Below are 16,783 nucleotides of genomic sequence, written 5' to 3'. Positions count from 1 at the left end.
GCGGAAATCATCGTTGGACGTGAACTCGGCGGCGCGCCGAGGATGAACCGCATGACCACGAACAACCGCATGTCCACGAACAGCGGCACGGCCGCGAACGGCCCGACGGGCGCCATCACCACGAACGGTCCGGCCACGAGCGGCTCGGCCCCCGCGAGCACGGCTGCGAACGGGCCGGCCACGAACACCCCGGCCGCGAACGGCGGCGGCACGGCGGGCCCGGCACGCGGTGCCCGGATCGCCCTCGTCGGGGACCGCTCCCCCACCGTCGTCTCGCACACCCGCGTCCCGCTCCTGCTCGACGCGCTCGCGGACCGCGACCGGATCGTCCTGGACGCCTACTGGATCCCCTCCGAGGACGCCGAGGACGCGACGGCCGTACACGGCTTCGACGCCGTGTGGGTGCTTCCCGGGAGCCCCTACCGCAGCGAGGCGGGCGTGCTCACGGCGATCCGGACGGCTCGCGAGGAGGGCATCCCGTTCCTCGGCACGTGCGGCGGCTTCCAGCACGCCCTCCTGGAGTACGCCCGCGACGTCTGCGGCCTCACCCGGGTCGCGCACGCCGAGAACGACCCCGACGCGGACGACTTCCTGATCGAGCCGCTCGCGTGCTCGCTCGTGGGGCACGAGGCCGCCGTCACCGTCGAGCCGGGCACGCTCGCGCAGTCCCTGATCGGGGCGGAGCGGACGGTCGAACGGTACTTCTGCTCGTACGGTCCCTCACGCCATCTCGACACCCTGCGCGCGCGGGGGCTGCGCTTCAGCGGGCACGACCAGGACGGCCGGGTCCGGATCGCCGAACTCCCGGGCCACCCCTTCTTCCTGGCCACCTTGTTCCAGCCGGAGCTGTCCGGGGACGGTTCGCGCCCGCACCCGCTGATCAGGGCGCTCGCACGGGCCGCGGTGGAGCACGCCGCGCGGGTACGTGCCGAGTGACGGTGCCCGGCAGGCACACGGCGGTGCGTGCCGATGCCGCGACCGGTCACGTCCCCCTTGCCGCACACGGGTCAAGTCCCCTTGTCAGTGGCAGCTGTTACTTTCTGTGACATGACCGACGACGCCCTGCGCCTGCTCCGGCAGGACCCGCACCTGGCCGGCCTGGCCGCGTTCCCCTTCGGCTTCGACCTGAGCCGCACGGCCCACGGCCATGTCGAGCCGGTCCGTCTCGCCTCGGGCGGACCCCTGGAGGTGGTGGCCGGGGACGACACCGGTGGCACCTACTTCCTGTGCGCGGACGGCTCGTTGCTGTACGCGGACTCGGAAGGCGGCTCGGGCGTCGTGGGGTCGAGCGCCGACGAGGCACTGGAGATATTCGTCGGCCTGCCCGGCTGGCACGACTACCTCGGGCTGTCGCCGCAGGACGGCGCGGAGAAGATCCTGGCCGCGGTCGCGGAGACCGAGGACGAGCTCCGCGAGTGCTACGGCTTCGACGACGAGCGGACCGAACTGCGCGCCGCTCTGGGCTTCCCCGAGCGTTCCCCGGTCGAGCTCGTCGGCATGCTGTACGCGGCACTGCGGCGCACCGAGCCCGACTTCGTGCTGATCCACGGAGAGGAACTCCTCGCCTACCGCCTGCTGGACGAGTTGCCCGGCCCACCCCTGTGGGAGGCCGTTCTGGCCCGCGGACACGCCGACCTGGCCAGGCTGCGGGCGGGTGAGCAGACGGTGGAGGACGCGCTGGCCGAGGATCCGGTACGGCGTCGGGTCGCGTTGCGCGCCGCGCAGTTCGACCGCGCGGACGGTGACACCGGCCTGCTCCGCCGACTGCTCCGACACGAGGCGCGGTCCTCGATGACGGACGAACTGCGGCTGGCCGCCGTGCTGGTGGGCCTGCGCGGGGACCCCGCTGACCTGCCCCTGCTCCACGAGGTCCGCGACACCGACTTCGACACCTGGTGCGGGCTCGGCGGAATTCCCGAACCGGACGTGGACGGCGCCGAACTGCGCTCCTGGGCGCGGGACCTCGACGAGTCCCTGTTCGGCACCGACCCCGCCGACGAACCGCTGCTCACCTGGACCGAACTCGCCCTGGACCAGGGCCTGACGGAGCTCGCCCGGGTGGCGCTGATCCGGCGGCTGGACGAGATCGAGATGAACCAGAGCATGCTGCGGCGGCCGGACGCCCCGACGCGCCTCGACCCGTCCCCGCTCGGCTCGCTCGCCCGGGAGTTCGAGCGGCTCGGCGACCTTCCCCAGGCGCTGCGCGCCCAGCGGCTGTACGCGCAGCTCCAGGAGCGGGCGTGGGACCAGGTCTCGGCCCGGCTGACCCAGGCCCGGTTGGAGCGGGAGGCGGCCCGTCTCGACGGAGCCGTGAGCACCCTGGGGGTTCTCCGAAGGGTCCTGGCGGCTCCGGGCGACGACTCGCTGCGGCACTGGCAGGGCGTCAATCTCGGCCGGTTCATCGCCGAGGAGCACTACGCCCTCGCCCATGCCCTGGCCGACGCGGATCTTCCCGAGGATGCCCGCGCGGTTCTCGCGGCCGGCGACGCGATACGCGACGAGCTGTCGCCCGCCGGCGCCGCGGCCGTGCGGCAGCCCGCCGAGGAGGCGGCACGCAGGACGACCGGCCGCCCCTGACCCGCCCGCCCAGGGGCGCGCGGAACCACGCCCCCAGCGACACCCGGCCTGCGCAGGCGAACAGGGCCCGAACCCACCCGCCCAGGGGCGCGAGGAACCGCGCACCCAGCCACACCCGCCCTGCACAGGCGAACAGGGCCCGAACCCACCCGCCCAGGGGCGCGAGGAACCGCGCACCCAGCCACACCCACCCTGCACAGGCGAACAGGGCCCGAACCCACCCGCCCAGGGGCGCGAGGAACCGCGCACCCAGCCACACCCACCCTGCGCAGGCGAACAGGGCCCGAGCCCACCCGGCCAGGGGCGCGAGGAACCGCGCGTCCGGCGACACCCGGCCCGCACGGGCGAGCGCAGGTCAAAACCGCCCGACCAGGGGACGGCGGCGGATGCAGGGCGACCGCGGGCCGGTGGGGGCTGGTCGCGCAGTTCCCCGCGCCCCTGGGTGGGGCCGTCCCGACCGGTGCCCGCCCGCGCGCGTCGGCTGCCGCCGGGCGCGCAGTTCCCCGCGCCCCCAGCGGGGCGGTCCCGGCCGGTGCCCGCCCCGTGCGGGCACCGGCCGGGAAGCGGGGCCGCCACCCGCGCTCCCGGCGGAGCCGTCCGGCATGGGCGGCCTCAGCCGACGGGCAGCGCCGGAGCGGGCGGCCGGTCCGGGAGGAAGCCGTGGGCACGGCGCGCCAGGTACTCGGCCTTGTAGCGGTCGACGTTCCGGTGCCAGTTCAGGATGCCCGCCATCCAGTTCTGCAGATCGGCGACATAGCCCGCCATGATCTCGCGCACCTCCTCCGACAGACCGAAGTCCTCGTACAGGACGGGCAGTTCATGCGTGGCAACGTGCTGGAACTGCCGCATGCGCTGGTTCAGCAGATCGCCCACCACGCCGAGCGCGGTCGGGTAGTCGCAGCCGAAGAAGTTCTGCACGACGAAGACGGCGTTGTGCATCTCGCCCTCGTACTCGATCTCCTTCTGGTACGAGAAGACGTCGTTCACCAGGCAGGCGTAGTCGACGGCCGAGTTCTCCAGGGAGCGGACCGGTCCGCTGCGGTACACCTCCGGCGGGACGGCGGGCCCGTGGCCCATCCGGCACAGGCTCAGGGTGAGGTCGGAGCCGAAGGTGGCGCGCCGCATCTCCAGGTAGTCGATCGGGTCCGGGACGCGGTGCTGGATCTGGTTGGACAGCTCCCACAGCCAGCTCGCCGTCATGACGTCCACCGCGTCCTTCAGGGTCCGACGCGCTTCGGGGGGCATCGCGCCCGTGGTGCGTGCCCACAGGTCGACGAGGCCGTGCTCCATGCCGTTGGCCGGGACGGGCACCTCCTCACCGGCCAGGGGCATGCAGGCGGACAGGCGCTCGGTGGTCAGGCGCGCGGCGACAAGGTCGCGGCGGTGCCCGAAGACGAGTGTGTAGTAGTCGTCGGCGTACGTGCCCCAGGCGAGCCACTGGGAGCTGAGGTCGAGGGCCTCGGCGGTCGCGTCCGGGTCCAGCCCCGCCGCGCACAGCGGGAGGTCGGCGGCCGCGAGCCGGTCCTCGTCCCAGACGCCCTCGTCGAGCATGCCCATGCGGTGCATCCACGGGGTCAGCCGGCCGCGGGCGGCGTCGAGGTGCGGGTTGAGCTCGGCCTCGAACGGCATGGCGAAGTCGGGCAGCAGCGACGGGCCCACACGCTGGTGCGGCAGGTGGGAGTAGACGCGCAGGCGTTCCGCGGCGACGGCGGCCAGCAACGCGCTCACGTCGGCGGCGGAGGTGCCGGGGCCGGTCGGCGCCTGCCAGGGCGCTGCGGACGTCGCGCCCTCGTTCATGTAGCGGCTGGAGCGCATGTGCCATTCGTGGCCGCCGGACTGCCAGTCCTGCAGGCCCTTGGTGTACGCGGCCACCGCCGTGACCTCGCCCGGGGTGAGCCCCTTCTCCAGGGCGAGCGCGGGCACTTCGGTGAGGGCGGTGTGCTCGAACTGGTGGAGCCGGGAGGTCAGGATGTCGTTGACGGTCTCGGCGGCCTCCTGGGTCGTGCAGCCGAAGAACGTCTCCAGGACGAGCACGCCGTTGCTGAGTTCCCCTTCGTCCTCGACCTCCCGCTGGTAGGAGAACAGGTCGTTGCGCAGGTGCACGGCGTCGGAGAACGTCTCCATCAGCACCCGGAGCGGCCGCGTCCGTGCGACGGACGCCGGGACCTCGGCGGTGGCGTACTCCACGAGCCCCGCCGACCAGGGCGCACCGCCCACCTTGCGGCGCATCTCGATGTACTCGACGGGGTTGGAGACCCGTCCTTCGTTGATGTTGGACAGCTCCCACATCGACTCGTTCAGCAGGTGCTCGGTGGCGACGGCGAAGCGGCGGCGCCAGTCGGCCGACATCGACGGCACCGTGCGCGCCCACAGGTCGGCGAGCCCGGCCTCGACCGGGTTCCGCGGTTCCGGCACGGGCGTCGACAGGTCCAGGGGCATGAACAGCGGCAGACGGTCCAGGTGGGCCTTGCCCGCCGCGCGGTCCTGGGTGCGCTTGAACATGCCCAGGAAGTGGTCGTCGAAGAAGAACACCCACACGTACCAGTCGGTGATCAGGGACAGCGCGGGCCCGTCGCAGTCGGGGTGCGTGTACGCGCACAGCAGCCCGTAGTCGTGGGCGTCGAGGTCGGACTGCTCCCAGATGCCGGAGCCCTCCAGCATGCCCATGTCCCGTGCCCACCCGACCGAGTGGGCACGTGCCTCGTCGAGGTGCGGGTTGAGCCGCGCGGGATACGGCATGTAGAAGTGCGGGAGTCGGAACGGCTGCGTCATGGCCGGGCCCTACCCACGGCCTGCGGACGACACCCGCGGGCCTGGACATGATCACACCATCGCGTGAATCCCCTGGGTGGCGGCCCCTGCACCTCCCGGATCTGCACCGCGGCAGGTCCAGCGATCCCCTTGCCGTCGCCGGACCGGGCCGGTCACCGTGGTCGTATGACGTCCACACCACGGGCCCCGCGGGACACGGCGGAGGCATCGGATGCGCCTGAGCCGCCCCACCTGCCCGACCCGCCCGATGTCTTCGACCCCCGGCAGTACGCCGACGGGGTCCCCCACGCCGCCTACCGTGCGCTGCGCGATCACGTTCCCGTCGCCTGGCAGGAGGAGCGCGAGGTGCTCGGCTGGCCGGCGGGCCCCGGGTTCTGGGCGGTCACCCGGCACGCGGACGTGGTGCGGGTGCTCAAGGACTCGGCGACGTACTCCTCGTGTCTCGGGGCGACCCAGATCCGCGATCCGGCCCCCGGCGACCTGCCGTTCATCCGGCGCATGATGCTCAATCAGGACCCGCCGGACCACGGACGGCTGAGGCGGCTGGTGAGCCGGGCGTTCACCCCGCGCCGCGTCGGGCAGTTCGAGGCGGTGGCCCGCGAGCGGGCCCGTGCGCTGCTCGGGCGGGCGGTCGAGGAGGCCCGCGCGGGCGACGGCACGTGCGATCTTGTCGGCGCCGTCACCGACGACTACGCCCTGCTGAATCTGGCGGACCTGCTCGGCGTGCCGGAGCGGGACCGGGGGCTGCTGCTGGACTGGACGCGGCGGGTCATCGGCTATCAGGACCCGGACGAGGCGGGCCCGACGACGGTCGGCGCGGACGGGAAGCCGGTCGATCCGCGTTCCCCGGCGATGCTGCGGGACATGTTCGAGTACGCCCACCAGCTGGCCGTGCTCAAGAAGAACCACCCCGCCGACGATGTGATGACCACACTGGCGGCCGACCCCGAACTCGCCCCCGAGGAGCTGGAGATGTTCTTCTTCCTGCTCACCGTCGCGGGCAACGACACGGTGCGGGGCGCGGCACCGGGGGGCCTGCTGGCCCTGGCGGAACACCCGGACGCGTACGCGGCACTGCGCGCGGGGCGGGTCGGACCGGACGCGGCCGTCGAGGAGTTGCTGCGCTGGCATCCGCCGGTGCTCACCTTCCGCCGTACGGCGGCCGTGGACACCGAGCTGGCCGGGCGGCGCCTGCGGGCCGGCGACAAGGTCGTCGTCTTCCACGCCTCCGCCAACCGTGACGAGCGTGTCTTCGCCGAGCCGGACCGGCTGGACCTCGGCCGGGCACCGAACCCGCACGTCTCCTTCGGCGACGGCCCGCACGTCTGCCTGGGCGCCCACTTCGCGCGGCTGCAACTACGGGTGCTGTACGAGGAGACGCTTCGCGCGGCGCCCGCGCTGGGCACCGCGGGACCTCCCCGGCGTCTCGTCTCGAACTTCATCAACGGGCTCAAGTCGCTTCCCCTGCAACTGGTCTGACCCCGCGTCCGGTGACGACCACGGGGGCGTCCGCGCTCAGGGCCCGACCTGGATCAGCGCGTGCGTGCCGCCGGTGCGCCAGCGCTGCTCCTCGGCCGCGACGAGCGCGGCCTCGGTGCCGGCGTCGAGCCCGACGACCACGTCGGACTTGAGGGTGCGCAGTGCGGCCACCGCGCCGGGGAAATGATCCGTGGCCACCGCGAAGGGCGTGGTCGCGGGGTAGAGCCGGTCACCGATGAGGCGGCGGTAGTTGAGGTCGCCCTTCAGGACGGTCAGGTCGGCCGCGGCGAACTCACGGCGGAGGTCGTCGGGCAGGTCTGCGTACGGCAGCGGGGCGCAGAAGAAGGGGTGGGCCCGGACCGTGAGGCGGCCGTCGGCCGCCGCCGCCCAGAGCCGTCGGCCGGCCTCGCCGGCCGCTCCCTTCGCGTCGACGAGGCGGCGCAGCGCGTCGACGGTGTCCGCGGTCGTGGCGTCGGACACGTAGTAGGGGTACGGCTTGACGTGCAGGACGGCCCGTGTGATGCGGCCGTGGTGCAGGAGGTGGTCGACGAGGAGCAGGTCGGGGATGAGCTCGCGGCCCGCGTTGTCCGCGACCAGGCAGAGGGTGCCGCCGCGGAGCAGGGAGCGCAGCGCGTCGCCGTCGTCCGCGACGAGCCGGGACGCCGTCGGCGTGTCTTGCGAGGCGGCGCCCAGGCGGAAACCGAGGTCGGCCCGGTTGCCCCACAGCGAGCCGTGCAGCAGGGCCACCTCCTGTTCCTCGGCCGGCCGTGGGGCGAGTTCGTCGAGCGCGGCGAGTTCCTCGTCGGCCTCCGCGGTGTCGAGCTCCGCGAGCTTGAAGGGCCGGAACGGGTCGATGCCCTGCCAGGGGCCCGGCGCGAAGTACCCGACGGCTTCGAGGAGCCGGCGGTAGAAGTAGCTCTCGGACCACAGGAACGGCACGTCGAACCAGGACCGGCCGATCCGGTCCCGGCCCCACTCCAGCCACTGGTCCCGGTCCGCGGCCTCGGGGCCGAGCGGTTCGACGACGCCCTCGGTGCAGTCAGCGAGCAGGGTGTCGAGGGCACGGTGCTGTCCGGGACCGTACGGGAAGGCGCCGCGCACCTGGCGGATCAGCGCGGGGTGCCGCTCGGCCAGCACGCTCCAGGGGAACGAACCCACGACGTTGCTGACGACCACGGGCGGGGCGGACTCGGCGGGCTGGCCGGAGGGTGCGGGCTCGGCGGGTGCGGGCATGTCGCTCACCGTACCGGCCGGACCGAAGGGGCCGGCCGACACGCGAGCGCGTCGGCCGGCCCCTCCCCCCGTGGAGATCAGCAGCGTGACCTGGGTCAGAAGGTCAGCTTCCAGCTGTTGATCGTGCCGGTGTCCTGGGCGGCCACGTCCTGGACGCGGAGTTTCCAGGTGCCGTCGGCGGCCTCGCTTGAGGCGTCGACGGTGTACGTCGCGCTGACGTCGTCCGCGGAGTCCGAGCTGCTGGAGGACTTCAGCCGGTACGTCGAGCCGTCCGGGGCGACGAGGTCGATCACCAGGTCGCCGCGGTAGGTGTGGGTGATGTCCACGCCCACCTTGAGGGCGGCGGGCGCGTTGCCGCCGCGCCCGCCGACGGTGATCGGCGACTCGACGGCGGAGCCCGCGTCCGGGATCGCCACGGAGCCGGCGCTCGTGAAGGTGGTGCCGCCGGTCGAGCCGCCGCCGGCGGCCACGGCCTGGACGGTCCTGGCCGCGTCCGCGAGACCGGCGCCGCAGCCGCCCGAGCAGGTGCCGGGCAGGGCACGCGCGTTGGCCTTGACGGCCGTCTCGATCTGCGCCGGGGTGAGGGCCGGGGCGGCCGACTTCATGAGCGCGACCAGGCCGACGATGTGCGGGGTGGCCATGCTGGTGCCCTGGTAGTACGCGTACGACTCCGTGGACGGCGTCTTCGTGCCGGAGTTGAGCGTCGACAGGATGCCGTTGGCGGTGCCGGTGCTCATCTCGCCGCCCGGGGCCGCGATGTCCACGACGGAGCCGTAGTTGGAGTACGAGGCGCGGGAGCCGGTGCGGCCGGTGGCGGCGACCGTGATGACGTTGCTGCAGCTCGCCGGGGAGTACTGGGAGGCGTTGTCGTTGTCGTTGCCCGCGGCCACGACGACGGTGGTCCCGCGGTTCACCGCGGCGTTGATGGCGCTCTGGGTGGCGGAGGTGCAGGCACCCGGGCCGCCCAGACTCATGTTGACGACCTTGGCGACGTTGCTGTTGGCCGGGACGCCGGACACCGTGCCGCCGGAGGCCCAGGTGATGGCGTCGATGATGTCGGAGTCGTAGCCGCCGCACTTGCCGAGCACGCGCAGCGGGGAGATCTTCGCGTGGTAGGCGATCCCCGCGATGCCCTTGCCGTTGCCGGTGACGGCGGCGATGGTGCCCGCGACGTGCGTGCCGTGCCAGGAGGAGCCGCTGGAGCCGGTGCCCGCACCGCATTCGTCGGTCGCGTACCAGTCGCCCGGGTCGGCCGGGTTGCTGTCGCGGCCGTCGCCGTCGACGGACACCGCCGGGTCGGAGATGAAGTCGTAGCCGCCGACGATGTTCGCGGCGACGTCGGAGTGGGCGACGTAGCCGGTGTCGATGACGGCGACGGTCACACCGCTGCCGGTGGACGTGGTCCAGGCGCCGGGGACCCGCATGCCCGCGGTGGCCTCGAAGAGGTCCCACTGCTTGGCGTACTCGGTGTCGTTCGGGTCGGCCTGGGGCTTGTTGAGGCGGTCCGGCACGACGTACGCGACCTGCGGGTCGGCCCGGTACTGGGCGATGGCGTCGGCGACGTCCGCCTTCGTCGGCTCGGCGCCGAGGTCCACGAGGGCCGCCCCGGTGCCCAGGCGGCGCCGGAAGTCCAGGTCCTCCCCCGCCTTCCTGCCCTTCGCCGCGGCGTCGGCGTCCGCGGCCTTGTCCGAAGTCGCCTCCGCGGCAGCGGACTTGTATCCGACGATCAGGCGCTCGGCCGGAGCGGCGGCCGGTGCGGGGGGCGTGGCCTCGGCCGCGACGGTGGTGGACCGCGCGTCGGGGGTCTGGGCGGCGGCGACCGTGCTCGTCGTCACGGCCAGCAGCGCCGCGGATATCGCGGCGACGGACACCAGTTTCCGGCCGGTGCCGCGGGGCGCCTCGCGGGAGGCGTCGGGTGAGGGGGAGGGACGCAAGGGCTTGCCTTTCGTGGCCGGCTCCGGAGGGGCGTGGGGTGCCGCGGAGCAGCGGTCGATTCGCTTCGTCGTCGAAGCGGCGGGGGGTGCGGATCCGGAAGAGCGGCGCGGTGGCCGGCCATGCGCGAGCGCCCCGGCGAGGGGTTTCCTGTGGGGCGGCTGTGCCCGAACGATAGGCAAGCGGAAGGTGAGGGGGATACAGGGGAAACCCTCGATGTGACCGGTAATCGACCCTCGATCCAGGGCCGTTGGCCGGGAAGGGTACGTTTCGCGCCCCTCGCACCGCTGAACGCACGGCTCCGCGGTCCCGTACTTCACGGTGCCCCGGGTGAGGAGTGCCCTCCGCACGCCCCGCACGGTGGCCGGACCGCTTCGCCGACGTATCGAGGAGACCCCCGGATGACCGCCCACCGCACCGCCGTCGCGGCCGCTGTCGCCGTGACGGCTCCACTGCTCCTCACCACCTGGGCCGCGGGGCCCGCCCAGGCGCACGGCGCGCCGACGTCCCCGGTCAGCCGGGTGGTCGCCTGCTCCCCCGAGGGTGGGAGCATGACGCGGACCGCGGCGTGCAAGGCCGCGATCGCCGCGAACGGGGCGCCCTTCACCGCCTGGGACAACCTCCGGGTGGCGGGTGTCGGCGGCCGGGACCGGCAGGTGATCCCCGACGGGAAGCTGTGCAGTGGCGGCCTGCCCGCCTACAAGGGCCTCGACCTCGCCCGCACCGACTGGCCGTCGACCCGTCTGACCCCCGGCGCGAGCCTCACCCTCAGCTACAGCTCGACGATCCCGCACACCGGGACGTTCAAGCTGTACCTCTCGAAGCCGGGCTACGACCCGTCGCGGCCGCTGAAGTGGTCCGACCTGCCCGAGAGGCCGTTCGCCACCGCGACCGACCCGGCTCTGGTCGACGGCGCGTACCGCATCAAGGCGAAGCTGCCGTCCGACCGAACCGGGCGGCACATGCTGTACACGATCTGGCAGAACTCCAGCACGACGGACACCTACTACTCGTGCTCGGACGTGGTGTTGACCGGCGGCCGCGCGACACCGGCGCCCGCGGAGAAGCCCGCCGGCGGCGCGGGCGGCGCGAGCACGCACAAGAGCGGGCGGACCGGCGCGCCGGCGAAACAGTCGCCCGCTCCGTCGCGGACGGCCGCCTCGCCGGCGCCGGCGTCCGGTTCACCGACCCTGGTGACCACGTCACCGGCCGGCGCGGCCGGTCCGGATCACCTCCAGCCCGCGGCCGACAGCACGTCGGACCACAGTGCCGCGCTCCCTCTGGCCGCCGGGGGAGCCGCGGCACTGCTGCTCACCGCGGGCGTCGCCGTCACGCTGCGGCGCCGCCGTTGAGCGAGCGGCGGGACGTCAGTTGACGTAGACCGTCGGACCGCCCTCCTGGCTGGTGTCCGACACGGGTGCGTACTTGGCGGTGAACCAGCCGCTGGCGAAGCACAGGGACGAGCCGGAGAACTTGGTGAACTGCTGGTTGGTGAAGGCGATGCTGTTGTCGGTGTTGCTCGCCGTACCGGACAGGCCCGCCGCCCGGTAGACACAGGTCACGGTGCCGAGCAGGGTGCGCAGCTTGACCGTGGTCTGGATGCTGGAACCGGCGGCGGGCGCCACGGCGACGGTGCCGTCCGAGGAGACGGTGGTGCTGTAGGGCAGGTTGTCGACCGTGATGCCGGTGACGCCGAGCACCCCGACGACGTTGCTGGTGCAGCTCGCGCTGTCGAAGGTGTGCCCGGTGAGCGACTCGGTCGCGGTGCCGGGGGCCGCCGGGTTGTCGGTGACGGCGGCGGTGAAGGTCGACGAGGAGCAGGAGACCCCGCTCGTGCCGGTGCTGCTGGAGTAGAGCGTGGCCGCGGTGCCGCTCGCCAGGGACGCGTTGAGGACGTCACCGACGGCGACCGGGGTTCCGCCCGCGCTGCCGGTGGTGAGCACCGGGGTGTCGGCCGCGGACGAGGGGACGGTCGCCGAGACCGAGAGGGCGGCGACGACGCCGGCGACGGCGAGGAGGGATCGAGTGCGCATGGGGGTGCCTCTTCTCCTGATGGGGGGTGTGGGTGCCTGACCGCGCACGAGGCGCGGGGGTACGGGGTGCGGCGTCGCGCCGACGCGCCGACGGCGCGGCAGCGCGGGGCGACAAGGAGGTGGCGCGGAGGTGCGGACGACGCGCGGGTGCGGGGCGACACGGACGTACGGGACGACGCGAGCGGGTGGAGCGGCTTGGCTGCGGTGTGCGGGCGACGCGCAGGTGCGTGCGATGCGAGCGGGTGGGGCGACTCGGGGGTGTGGACGACGCGCAGGTACGCGGCGCCGCGGAACTGCGGGACGACGCGAGCGGGTGGAGCGGCTTGGGTGCGCGGGCGACGCGAACGTGCTCGTCGCCCGCGCGCGGGAATCCGCCGCCGGTCCGTGACGCCTTCTCCGTACGTCACGGACCGGCAGCGACAGCCGGGCGCCGGCACGGCTCAGGGGAAGGCGACCGTGCCGGTGCCAGGGGTGGGGGGTGCAGTGGACGAGGGGCGCGGCGCGTCCGGAGGTGTCACCGCCGCCCGTGGAAGGACGGCGTCCGGGAGGCGACTCACGCGTCACGCGACGGACCCGGCGCCACGGGTCCGTGGGAATCAAGGCAGAGTTGTAGACCTGGTGAACGCTCAACGTCAAGGCACAGTACGGAAGTTGAGCGTGAAGGCGACCTTTTGGCCGGTCTCCGTTCACAGGCAGGGCACAACCGCCACGCTTTTCCCACAAGCGCCTTGACCCATGAATGTAACCCCCGGTAACTTCCTCGGCGGCTACTGCTGCGTAACGAGAAAGCCCTTGCGCCCACCGGGAGGCACGAGGGCGTGCGCCGCAGCCGCTGTCCGCGCCAGGACAACGCGCCACTGAACCCGTACCCGCATCGAACGTGCACAGGGAGCAGACATGGCCTCGTCCTCGGACGCCTCGGCGTCCCACGATTCCACCCCCGAGAGCCCGGAAAGCGGTTCCGCGGCCGAGGGCCCGGACAGACGCGGGCGGGTCCGCCTGCGCCGCGCCGCGGTGATGGCGGTGCCTGCCACCGCGGTCGCCGCGGGACTGATGATCCTCACCGCGCAGGGCGCCCTCGGCGTCCAGTTCGCCATCTCCGGCATGCCGTTCACGGTCACCGCCACCGAGCTGAACGGCACCGGCTTCGAGCAGTTCGGCAACCTCGACAACATGGCGGAGGACAGTCCCAACGCCGGCGACACCGGCGGCCAGGTCCTCGTCGTGACCTCCGCTATCAAGAACGCGACACTCACCAAGCTGTGCCAGAGCGTCGACCTGGGCGGCACGAACCTGCTCATCACCGCGGGCAGCGGTGCGGACAAGGTGCAGGCGACCAACCTCACCACCGACTCCACCGAGCTGTCGGGCGACGCGGCCTTCGACAACATCGAGATCGGCAACGACGCCAGCACGCTCAGCAAGGCCGGTGTCCAGGGCAACAAGGGCGTCTTCAGCCAGCAGGCCGACACCGTGCACATCGCGAACCTGCGGCAGACCAACTACGCGACCACCGCCGCCGTGTTCAAGCTCCCCGGCCTCAAGCTCCGCTTCAGCGACCAGGGTTGCTGATGACGTCGCCCCGGAACCCGCGGTCGGCATTCCGCCGGTGGCGAGCGCACCGCCCCTTCTGGGGCGGTCTGCTGCTCACCCTGGCCGGAGCGGAGATCCTGCTCACCGAGAAGGCGTCCCTGAAGGTCGTCCTGCACATCGGCATGCAGGGACTCGCGGGTTACCTGCTGCCCACCCTGATGGTGCTGTGCGGACTGCTGATCCTCTTCAACCCCGCCCAGCGCCTCTTCTACTCGCTGGTCGGCATCCTGCTCTCCCTCGGCACCTGGCTCACCTCCAACCTGGGCGGCTTCCTCGTCGGCCTCCTCCTCGGAGCCGTCGGCAGCTGTCTCGCCTTCGGCTGGCTCCCGGACCAGGAGCCCCGCCGTCGCCGCCTGCTGCGACGCAGCCACGCGTGATCCCCGAGCCCGTGCGACGTCGGGACCCGCCGCGGTCCGGCAAGGCCCGGGCAGCCCGACAGGTCGACCCGGCGCCGGGTCGACTTGTCGGTACGCGCACGGAAATTGCCCGCGTACGCACCGGGCGACGGGCGCTCTCGCTGCGGAACCGTACCCCCGCGTAGCGTGACCTGCCGTCATGACGTTCGAATGCCAGGGAGGCTCCCCGTGGGAAATCCAAGCCCCTTAGTGATAGACGCGACCGGCCGCGACATTCACTCGGAAGCCGCTCGTGTCCGGGACGGCGGACCTGTCACCCTGGTGGCGCTCCCCGGTGGTGTGGAGGCCTGGGCGGTGAGCAGCCCGGATCTGCTGAAGCAGCTGCTCACCGACCCGCGGGTGTCCAAGGACGCCCGGCAGCACTGGCCCCGGTTCGCCCGCGGGGAGATCACCCCGGACTGGCCTCTGTTCACCTGGGTCGCCGTGCAGAACATGTTCACCGCGTACGGCGGCGAGCACAAACGTCTGCGCATCCTGGTCTCCAAGGCGTTCACCGCGCGCCGTACGGCCGCGCTCCAGCCGCGGATCGAGGAGATCACCGCGCAGCTGCTGGACCGGATCGCGGAGGCCGGCCGCGACTCCCAGGTCGTCGACCTGCGCGAGGAGTTCTGCTACCCGCTTCCCATCCAGGTGATCAGCGAGCTGTTCGGGCTGCCCGAGGAGCGCGGGCCCGAGCTGCGGCAACTGGTGGACCGCATCTTCGACACCTCCGCCGACCCGGGCGAGATGACCGCCGCCTACGAGCGGTTGTACGGCGTCCTGGCCGAACTCGTCGCCTCCAAGCGCGAGTCACCGGGTGACGATCTGACCACCGGGCTGATCGCGGCACGCGACGAGGACGACGGCACCCGGCTCAGCGAGCAGGAACTGCTGGACACCCTGGTGCTGATGATCAGTGCGGGGCACGAGACGACGGTGAACCTCATCGACAACGCCGTGCACGCCCTGCTCACCCACCCCGGTGAGCTCGCCGCCGTGCGTGAGGGGCGGGCCTCCTGGGACGACGTGGTCGAGGAGACGCTGCGTGTGGACGCGCCGGTCGCCAGTCTGCCGCTGCGCTACGCGGTGGACGACCTGCCGATGAGTGAGTTCGGCGGCCCGGACGGTCTGGTGATCGGCAAGGGCGAGGCCATCCTCGCCGCGTACGCCGCCGCCGGACGCGACCCCGAACGCCACGGGAAGGACGCCGACCGCTTCGACGTCACCCGCGCCGACAAGGAGCACCTCGCCTTCGGCTACGGGGTGCACCACTGCCTCGGTGCCCCGCTCGGCCGCATGGAGGCCCGGGTCGCGCTCCCGGCGCTCTTCGCCCGCTTCCCGGACCTGTGCCTCGCCGTTCCCGGGGAGGAACTGCGGCCGGTGGAGTCCTTCATCTCCAACGGCCACCGGTCCCTCCCCGTACGGATCTCCTGATCACTCCCCGCGCCACCAGGCCAGCAGGCGTGCCCAGCCGCTCTTCGGCGGCTCGGGCACGACGGCGGGCGGCGGGGCCACCGGCAGCGGAAGGGCGCCGGGGTGCGACTGCGGCTCGGCGTCCGGCGCCGCGGACGCCGCCGTGGGCGGGAAGCGGACGGGCAGTGCGGCGAGAGCACGGTGGAAGGGGCCAGGCCGCCAGACCAACTCGTCGGCTGGGACCGTGAGTTCGACATCGGGGAGACGGTCGAGGAGTTTCTCGACGCCGACCGCCGCGATCAGCCGCGCCGGACTCTGGGCCGGGCAGTTGTGCGGGCCCGCGCTCCACGCCAGGTGGGCGCGGTTGCCCGCCCGCTGATCGCTCGTCAGCGCCGGGTCCGTGTTGGCCGCGGCGAAACTCACCACCAGCGGATCACCGGCGCGCAGCGACGCACCCTCGTAGACGACGTCGTGCACGGGATAGTGAACGGCGTAGTTGGCCATCGGCGGGTCGGACCACAGCACCTCGTCGAGGGCGTCCTCCACCGGGAGGCTCCCGCCGGACAGGTCGCCCGCGAACCGGTCGTCGGACAGCAGCAGCCGCAGACTGTTCGCGATGAGGTTCTGCTGCGGCTCGGTGCCGGCGCCCATCAGGACGACGAGGGTGTGGATCATCTCCTCGTCGGTGAGCGCGGCCGGGTGAGCCATCAGCCAGGACGTCATGTCCTGCCCGGGCTTCGCCCGCTTCAGCGTGACGAGGTCGAGCAGGGTGGTGCTCAGCAGTTCGTTCGCCTTCTCGGCGTCCACCCCGTCGAAGATCCCGGACATGCCCTCGACCAGCCGGACCCCGTAGTCGGCGGGGCAGCCGAAGAGGTGGTTGAACACCAGCAGCGGCAGGACCTGGGCGTACTCGCCGAGCAGATCCGCCGTGCCGAGCGGGGCGAACCGGTCGATGAGCGTGTCGGCGCTGCGCTCCACGTATCCGCGCAGCGTGTTCGGCTCCACCAGGGCCAGGCTGTCCGTGATCGCTCCGCGCAGCCGGCGGTGCTCCTCACCGTCGGTGAACAGCGCGTTCGGCCGGTACATCATCATCGGCACGACGGGGCTGTCCATCGGGACGGTTCCGTCGGCCAGGTCGCGCCAGCGGCGGGGGTCCTTGGAGAAGGTCTCCGGGCTGCGCAGGACGTGCAGGGCGGCCTCGTACCCGGTGACGAGGGTGGCCCGGACGCCGGGTGCCAGTTCGACGGGGGCGGTCGGTCCGTTCTCCCGGAGCCTGCGGTACACGGCGCCCGGATCGGCCGCGAACTCCGGTCCGTACATGGGTTCGTGGGCCGGGCAGCCGGGCGGCGGCACGGA

General features: G+C 72.8%; 12 protein-coding genes. 7 read left to right on the top strand and 5 right to left on the bottom strand.

All coding sequences use genetic code 11. The features are described from left to right. The first annotated feature begins 51 nt into the window (after positions 1 to 51). Both ABEB03_RS16405 and ABEB03_RS16400 read left to right on the top strand, forming a co-directional pair. Positions 52 to 936: a CTP synthase C-terminal region-related (seleno)protein gene (locus tag ABEB03_RS16405; protein ID WP_345648619.1), complete on the top strand. Its 885-nt coding sequence runs from the start codon at positions 52 to 54 to the stop codon at positions 934 to 936. A 111-nt stretch (positions 937 to 1,047) separates the two neighbouring features. Then, positions 1,048 to 2,577, top strand: a complete 1,530-nt coding sequence (locus tag ABEB03_RS16400) for a hypothetical protein (protein ID WP_345648616.1) — start codon at positions 1,048 to 1,050, stop codon at positions 2,575 to 2,577. Positions 2,578 to 3,189: 612 nt separating this feature from the next. On the opposite strand, the gene cyc2 is transcribed toward ABEB03_RS16400, so the two are convergent. Beyond that, positions 3,190 to 5,349 (bottom strand): germacradienol/geosmin synthase Cyc2, encoded by a 2,160-nt coding sequence (cyc2, locus tag ABEB03_RS16395; RefSeq protein WP_345648612.1) that lies wholly within the window; start codon positions 5,347 to 5,349, stop codon positions 3,190 to 3,192. A 165-nt stretch (positions 5,350 to 5,514) separates the two neighbouring features. Here cyc2 and ABEB03_RS16390 point away from each other — a divergent pair, with 165 nt between their 5' ends. Next, a complete protein-coding gene (locus ABEB03_RS16390; protein ID WP_345648607.1) occupies positions 5,515 to 6,828 on the top strand; it encodes a cytochrome P450 in 1,314 nt (437 codons plus the stop codon). Between the two features lie 36 nt (positions 6,829 to 6,864). On the opposite strand, the gene ABEB03_RS16385 is transcribed toward ABEB03_RS16390, so the two are convergent. After that, the gene (locus tag ABEB03_RS16385; RefSeq protein ID WP_345648604.1) at positions 6,865 to 8,061 is read right to left on the bottom strand and encodes a damage-control phosphatase ARMT1 family protein; all 1,197 of its coding nucleotides are present in this window, start codon (positions 8,059 to 8,061) and stop codon (positions 6,865 to 6,867) included. Between the two features lie 95 nt (positions 8,062 to 8,156). Continuing rightward, positions 8,157 to 9,995, bottom strand: coding sequence for a S8 family peptidase (locus tag ABEB03_RS16380; RefSeq protein WP_345648602.1), 1,839 nt, complete (start codon positions 9,993 to 9,995; stop codon positions 8,157 to 8,159). 399 nt (positions 9,996 to 10,394) lie between these two features. Here ABEB03_RS16380 and ABEB03_RS16375 point away from each other — a divergent pair, with 399 nt between their 5' ends. After that, complete coding sequence (locus ABEB03_RS16375) at positions 10,395 to 11,345, top strand: lytic polysaccharide monooxygenase auxiliary activity family 9 protein (RefSeq protein ID WP_345648600.1); 951 nt, start codon at positions 10,395 to 10,397, stop codon at positions 11,343 to 11,345. Positions 11,346 to 11,360: 15 nt separating this feature from the next. On the opposite strand, the gene ABEB03_RS16370 is transcribed toward ABEB03_RS16375, so the two are convergent. Next, the gene (locus ABEB03_RS16370) at positions 11,361 to 12,026 is read right to left on the bottom strand and encodes a Tat pathway signal sequence domain protein (RefSeq protein ID WP_345648597.1); all 666 of its coding nucleotides are present in this window, start codon (positions 12,024 to 12,026) and stop codon (positions 11,361 to 11,363) included. An 897-nt stretch (positions 12,027 to 12,923) separates the two neighbouring features. On the opposite strand from ABEB03_RS16370, the gene ABEB03_RS16365 reads away from it, so the two are divergent. The 3 genes from ABEB03_RS16365 (at position 12,924) to ABEB03_RS16355 (ending at position 15,448) form a co-directional block, all read left to right on the top strand. Next, a complete protein-coding gene (locus ABEB03_RS16365) occupies positions 12,924 to 13,598 on the top strand; it encodes a DUF6230 family protein (RefSeq protein ID WP_345648593.1) in 675 nt (224 codons plus the stop codon). Beyond that, a complete protein-coding gene (locus tag ABEB03_RS16360) occupies positions 13,598 to 13,996 on the top strand; it encodes a DUF6114 domain-containing protein (RefSeq protein WP_345648590.1) in 399 nt (132 codons plus the stop codon). Before ABEB03_RS16365 ends, ABEB03_RS16360 begins: the two co-directional genes overlap by 1 nt. A gap of 207 nt (positions 13,997 to 14,203) precedes the next feature. Continuing rightward, on the top strand, positions 14,204 to 15,448 hold the full coding sequence (locus ABEB03_RS16355) for a cytochrome P450 family protein (protein WP_345648587.1): 1,245 nt from the start codon (positions 14,204 to 14,206) through the stop codon (positions 15,446 to 15,448). Here the strand turns inward: ABEB03_RS16355 and ABEB03_RS16350 are convergent, their stop codons facing one another. After that, complete coding sequence (locus ABEB03_RS16350) at positions 15,449 to 16,747, bottom strand: cytochrome P450 (protein ID WP_345648739.1); 1,299 nt, start codon at positions 16,745 to 16,747, stop codon at positions 15,449 to 15,451. It abuts the gene before it with no gap. Positions 16,748 to 16,783: the final 36 nt, after the last annotated feature.

This window comes from Streptomyces siamensis, from assembly GCF_039543605.1.
Taxonomy (GTDB): Bacteria; Actinomycetota; Actinomycetes; order Streptomycetales; family Streptomycetaceae; genus Streptomyces; species Streptomyces siamensis.
This window is presented reverse-complemented; position numbering and strand designations above follow the sequence as displayed.